We start from the raw sequence: 6,260 nt of genomic DNA on the forward strand, positions 1-6,260 counted from the left end.
CAGCCCGTCTGGGGTACCTCCCAGGCGAAGCTCTGGGGGAGATTGAGGACGGACCCTCACGCCCGCGCGCGGGGACTCCGGACCAGCCCGTCCGGCGATTGAGGACGGACCTCACGCCCCCGCGCGAACACTCCGCATGGGCCCGCACCCGCAGCGCCCCCCGAAGCCCCCGCAGCCGCCCCCGCGAGACCTCACCCCTCCGCGATCACCACCGCCGACGCCACCCCCGCGTCATGGCTCAGCGAGATGTGCCAGGAGCGCACCCCCAGCGCCTCCGCACGCGCCGCGACCGTGCCGCGGACGCGGAGGCGGGGGCGCCCGCTGTCCTCGGCGTAGACCTCGCAGTCGGTCCAGTGCAGGCCGCCGGGCGCTCCGAGGGCCTTGGCGACGGCCTCCTTCGCGGCGAAGCGGGCCGCGAGGGAGGACGGGCCCCGGCGCTCGCCGCTGGGGAGGAGCAGCTCCCGCTCCAGGAAGAGCCGCTGGGCCAGCCCCGGCGTACGCCGCAGCGACGCCGCGAACCGGTCGATCTCGGCGACATCGATCCCCACCCCGATGATCATTCGACGGTGACCGACTTCGCGAGGTTCCTCGGCTGGTCCACCTCATTGCCGCGCGCCGTCGCCAGTTCACACGCGAACACCTGGAGCGGCACCGTCGCCACCAGCGGCTGGAGGAGGGTCGGGGTCGCCGGGATACGGATCAGATGGTCCGCGTAGGGCGCGACCGACTCATCCCCCTCCTCCGCGATCACGATGGTCCGCGCCCCCCGCGCCCGGATCTCCTGGATATTGGAGACGATCTTGTCGTGCAGCACCGAGCGCCCCCTCGGCGACGGCACCACGACCACCACCGGCAGATCCTTCTCGATCAGCGCGATCGGCCCGTGCTTCAGCTCACCCGCCGCGAACCCCTCCGCATGCATATAGGCCAGCTCCTTGAGCTTGAGCGCACCCTCCAGCGCCACCGGATAGCCCACATGCCGCCCGAGGAACAGCACGGTGTCCTTGTCCGCGAGCGAGCGCGCCAGCTGCCGCACCGGCTGCATCGTCTCCAGCACCCGCTCGACCGCGCCGGAGATCTTCGCCAGATCCCGGATGACGGCCTGGATCTCATCGCCCCACTTGGTGCCCCTGAGCTGCCCCAGATACAGCGCGACCAGATAGCAGGCCACCAGCTGGGTCAGAAACGCCTTGGTGGAGGCGACGGCGACCTCGGGCCCGGCGTGCGTATAGAGAACCGCGTCCGACTCGCGCGGGATCGTCGACCCGTTCGTATTGCAGATGGCCAGCACCCGGGCGCCCTGCTCCCGGGCGTGCCGCAGCGCCATCAGGGTGTCCATGGTCTCCCCGGACTGGGAGATCGCGATCACCAGGGTGCGCTGGTCCAGGATCGGGTCGCGGTAGCGGAACTCGCTCGCCAGCTCCACCTCGCACGGGATGCGGGTCCAGTGCTCGATGGCGTACTTGGCGATGAGCCCGGCATGGAAGGCGGTGCCGCACGCGACGATGACGACCTTGGTGGCCGCGCGCAGCACGGACACCGGGATGCGCACCTCGTCGAGCGTCAGCGACCCGGCGCTGTCGATCCGGCCGAGGAGCGTATCGGCCACGGCCTTGGGCTGCTCGGCGATCTCCTTGAGCATGAAATAGTCATAACCCCCCTTTTCCGCGGCCGACGCGTCCCAGTCCACGTGGTACGACCGCACTTCCCCCGGAGCCCCGTCGAAGTCGGTGACGGTCACACCGTCCCGGCGCAGCTCCACCACCTGATCCTGCCCCAGCTCGATCGCGGACCGCGTATGGGCGATGAACGCGGCCACATCCGACGCGAGGAAGGACTCACCCTCTCCAACGCCCACCACCAGCGGGGAGTTCCGCCGCGCGCCCACCACCACATCCGGCTCGTCCGCGTGCACGGCGACCAGGGTGAACGCCCCCTCCAGCCGGCGGCACACCTGCCGCATCGCCTCCGTGAGGTCCCCGCACGACGAGAACGACTCGGCCAGCAGATGCCCCACGACCTCGGTGTCCGTCTCGGAGGCCAGCTCATGCCCGCGCTCGGCCAGTTCGGCGCGCAGGGCGGCGAAGTTCTCGATGATGCCGTTGTGGACGACGGCGACGCGCCCCGCGTTGTCCAGATGGGGGTGCGCGTTGGTGTCGGTCGGGCCGCCGTGGGTGGCCCAGCGGGTGTGCCCGATCGCCGTGGAGCCGCTCGGCAGCGGCCGGGCGCCCAGCTCCTTCTCCAGATTGACGAGCTTGCCCGCCTTCTTCGCGGCGGCGAGCCCGCCGTCCGCGAGGACCGCCACACCGGCCGAGTCGTATCCGCGGTACTCCAGCCGCTTCAGGCCCGCGATGACCACATCAAGCGCCGACTGACCGCCGACGTAACCCACGATTCCGCACATGGCGGCAGCCTACGGCGGCGGTACCCGCGTGACCGAGCACACCACCCGCAACCGGCGATCACCCCCGACAATGTGAACGTGATCTCATCGCCGCCGCACAGCTCCCACCGCCGGGCCGAGCCCCCGTCGACGCCGTACGTCGACCTCACCCGCGCGGAGTGGAGCGCCCTGCGCGAGAGGACCCCGCTCCCCCTCTCCGCCGAGGAGGTGGAAGCGCTGCGCGGGCTCGGCGACGTCATAGACCTGGACGAGGTACGGGACGTCTATCTGCCGCTGTCCCGGCTGCTCAATCTCTATGTACGGGCCACGGGCGAGCTGCGGGGCGCGCTCAACACCTTCCTCGGGGACGCGGGCGGCGGCCAGGGCGCACAGCGCGGCACCCCCTTCGTGATCGGGGTCGCCGGCTCCGTCGCGGTCGGCAAGTCCACCGTCGCCCGCCTCCTGACGGCCCTGCTGGCCCGCTGGCCCGAGCACCCGCGGGTGGAGCGGGTCACCACGGACGGGTTCCTGCTGCCGATGAAGGAGCTGCAGTCCCGTGGGCTGATGTCGAGGAAAGGTTTCCCCGAGTCCTACGACCGGCGGGCCCTGACCCGGTTCGTCGCCGACATCAAGGCGGGCAAGGACGAGGTCACCGCGCCCGTCTACTCCCATCTGATCTACGACATCGTCCCCGGCGAGCGCCTGGTGGTCCGCCGTCCCGAGATCCTGATCGTCGAGGGCATCAACGTCCTCCAGCCCGCACAGCCCGGCCAGGACGGCCGGACCCGGGTGGGGCTCGCGGACTACTTCGACTTCTCCGTCTATGTGGACGCCCGGCCGCAGGACATCGAACGCTGGTATCTGAACCGGTTCCGCAAGCTGCGGGAGACGGCGTTCCAGAACCCGACCTCGTACTTCCGCAAGTACACCCAGGTCGCCGAGGACGAGGCCATGGAGTACGCCCGTACGATGTGGCGCACCATCAACAAACCCAACCTGCTGGAGAATGTGGCCCCCACCCGGGGGCGGGCCACACTGGTGCTGCGCAAGGGGCCCGACCACAAGGTCCAGCGGCTGTCCCTGCGCAAGCTCTGACGCGGCTTTCGAACCCGGGTTCCGACCCGAGTCCTTAAGGAGGCCACGCCGGAGTGCTGCATCTGCGTCTGATCACCCCGAACGACCGCACGGCCGAGGTGGTCCGGCTCATCGAGTCCACCGTCGGCACCACCCATCTCGCCGTCGTGCCCGGCGCCGCCCGCAACCCTCCCGGCGACCTGGTCATGTGCGATGTGGCGCGCGAGGCGGGCGACGAGCTGATCGGCGGGCTGCGGACGCTCGGGATCGACGAGTGCGGCTCGATCGCCGTCGAGTCCATCGATCTGTCGCTCTCCACGCGCGCCGACAAGGCGGAGGCGGAGGCTCCGGGCGAGGGCGCGGACGCGGTGCTCTGGGAGCATCTCGCCGACGCGACCCACGAGGAGTCGACGCTCTCCGTCACCTATGTCGCCTTCCTGGCGCTGGCGACGATGATCGCGGCGTGCGGCGTCGTCCTGGACAACGCGATCCTGATCGTCGGCGCGATGGCGGTGGGCCCCGAGTTCGGTCCCCTCGCCGGATTCTGTACGTCCCTGGTACGGCGGACCCCGCGGCTGGCCTGGCGCTCGTTCCTGGCACTCACCGTCGGGTTCGCGGTGGCCATGCTGCTCACCGTGGGGTTCAGCCAGGTGATGGCCTGGCTCGACCTCTTCCACGCGGCGCAGCTGGAGGCCGAGCGGCCCAATACGAACTTCATCTACCGCCCGGACGAGTTCTCCTTCGTCGTCGCCCTGCTGGCGGGGGTCGCGGGGATGCTCTCGCTGACCTCGGCGAAGTCGGGGGCGCTGGTGGGGGTCGCGATCTCGGTGACGACGGTGCCCGCGGCGGCGAACGCGGCGGTGGCGTTCAGCTTTCAGGAGTACCGGCAGGCGTGGGGGTCGACGGAGCAGCTCCTGCTGAACCTGCTGGGCATCGTGCTGGCGGGGACCCTGACGCTGGTGGTCCAGCGGCTGCTCTGGTCCCGCCACCGCCGCACGGGCTGACCCCACGCCCCTTCCCGGCGCGGGCCCCGCGCGCCTCCATCTCCCGGGGCTCCGCCCCGAACCCGGCTCCTCAAACGCCGGAGGGGCTGAATTTCGCACCCACGCCCGCATACGGAAGGCGCAGTCCCCTGCGGACCAGGGTGAGCAAGGTCAGCCCGTCCGGCGCTTGAGGACGGACCCCGGGCCCCAAGGACGCGGACATCCGCAGGGAAGCCGCGCCCAAGAGAGCGCATCGGGGCCCAACACGCGCGGCACCAACCCCCGCGGCCCCCGCACACGTCCGCCTCAGCCCAGCGTGGACTTCACCGCGTCAGCCAGGCGCTCCGCGACCGAGCGCGCCTGCTCGATGTCGGCGGCCTCGACCATCACGCGGACCAGGGGCTCGGTGCCCGAGGGCCGGAGCAGGACCCGCCCCGTCGCCCCCAGCTCCCGCTCCGCCTCCGCGACCGCGCCCGCCAGTTCCGCGGAGGTGTGGACGCGGGCCTTGTCCACGTCGGGCACATTGATCAGCACCTGTGGGAGCCGCGACATGACCCCGGCCAGCTCGGCCAGCGAGCGGCCCGTCGCGGCCACCCGGGCGGCGAGCATCAGGCCGGTGAGGGTGCCGTCGCCGGTGGTGGCGTGGTCGAGCACGATCACATGCCCGGACTGCTCGCCGCCGAGCGCGTACCCGTGCTGCTTCATCGACTCCAGGACATACCGGTCGCCGACCGCGGTCTGCACCAGCTCAAGACCCTCCCGCTCCATCGCGAGCTTGAAGCCGAGGTTGGACATGACGGTGGCGACCACGGTGTTCCCGCGCAGCGTCCCCGCCTCGCGCATCGCGAGCGCCAGTACGGCGAGGATCTGGTCGCCGTCGACCTCCGCGCCCGTGGCGTCGACGGCGAGGCAGCGGTCCGCGTCACCGTCGTGGGCGATGCCGAAGTCCGCGCCCTGCTCGATCACGGCGGCCTTGAGCAGCCCGAGGTGGGTCGATCCGCACCCCTCGTTGATGTTGAGCCCGTCCGGCGCCGCGCCGATGGTGACGACCTCGGCCCCGGCCCGTGCGAACGCCTCGGGCGACACCCGCGCCGCCGCGCCGTGCGCCTCGTCCAGGACGACCTTCAGCCCGTCGAGGCGGTTCGGCAGTACGGCGATGAGATGCGCGACGTACTTGTCGAAGCCCTCGTCGTAGTCGCTGACCCGCCCGACGCCGGCCCCGGTCGGCCGCTCCCACGGCGCACCCGTGCGGTGCTGCTCGTAGATCGTCTCGATCCGGTCCTCCAGCTCGTCGGCGAGCTTGTGCCCGCCGCGCGCGAAGAATTTGACGCCGTTGTCCGGCATGGCGTTGTGGCTGGCCGAGAGCATCACGCCGAGGTCGGCGCCGAGCGCGCCGGTGAGATACGCCACCGCGGGGGTGGGCAGCACACCGACGCGCAGGACGTCCACGCCCGCGCTCGCGAGGCCCGCCACGACGGCGGCCTCCAGAAACTCTCCCGACGCACGCGGATCCCGCCCGACCACGGCGGTCGGCCGATGCCCTTCAAAGGTTCCCGCCTCGGCGAGCACATGCGCCGCGGCGACCGAGAGACCGAGCGCCAGCTCCGCCGTCAGATCCGCGTTGGCGACACCGCGCACGCCGTCCGTGCCGAAGAGTCGTCCCACAGCTGTCCTCCGAAAATGGTCCGTGATGCTTCGAAAACGCAAGCTTATGAACGCTTCATGCCCGTTCCTCGCCCCGGGTCGTGGTCAGCACCCCCAAGCGCACCCGAAGGACCTCCCTAAGGGGTGATGCAAAGACGTACGCCCCGGCAGCACAG

At 71.2% G+C, this 6,260-nt stretch carries 5 protein-coding genes; 2 read left to right on the forward strand and 3 right to left on the reverse strand.

Annotated elements, in window-relative coordinates:
• Positions 1-191: 191 nt before the first annotated feature.
• Complete coding sequence (locus tag ACWF94_RS29935; RefSeq protein ID WP_453495335.1) at positions 192-560, reverse strand: holo-ACP synthase; 369 nt, start codon at positions 558-560, stop codon at positions 192-194.
• Positions 557-2,404 (reverse strand): glutamine--fructose-6-phosphate transaminase (isomerizing), encoded by a 1,848-nt coding sequence (gene glmS / locus ACWF94_RS29940; RefSeq protein ID WP_453495338.1) that lies wholly within the window; start codon positions 2,402-2,404, stop codon positions 557-559. The genes ACWF94_RS29935 and glmS overlap by 4 nt, the downstream gene beginning before the upstream one ends.
• A gap of 78 nt (positions 2,405-2,482) precedes the next feature.
• Here glmS and coaA point away from each other — a divergent pair, with 78 nt between their 5' ends.
• On the forward strand, positions 2,483-3,478 hold the full coding sequence (coaA, locus tag ACWF94_RS29945; protein ID WP_453495341.1) for a type I pantothenate kinase: 996 nt from the start codon (positions 2,483-2,485) through the stop codon (positions 3,476-3,478).
• Positions 3,479-3,531: 53 nt separating this feature from the next.
• On the forward strand, positions 3,532-4,461 hold the full coding sequence (locus tag ACWF94_RS29950; protein WP_453495344.1) for a DUF389 domain-containing protein: 930 nt from the start codon (positions 3,532-3,534) through the stop codon (positions 4,459-4,461).
• Between the two features lie 285 nt (positions 4,462-4,746).
• On the opposite strand, the gene glmM is transcribed toward ACWF94_RS29950, so the two are convergent.
• The gene (gene glmM / locus ACWF94_RS29955) at positions 4,747-6,105 is read right to left on the reverse strand and encodes a phosphoglucosamine mutase (protein WP_453495347.1); all 1,359 of its coding nucleotides are present in this window, start codon (positions 6,103-6,105) and stop codon (positions 4,747-4,749) included.
• Positions 6,106-6,260: the final 155 nt, after the last annotated feature.

The sequence above is a fragment of the Streptomyces sp. NPDC055078 genome, from assembly GCF_053607985.1.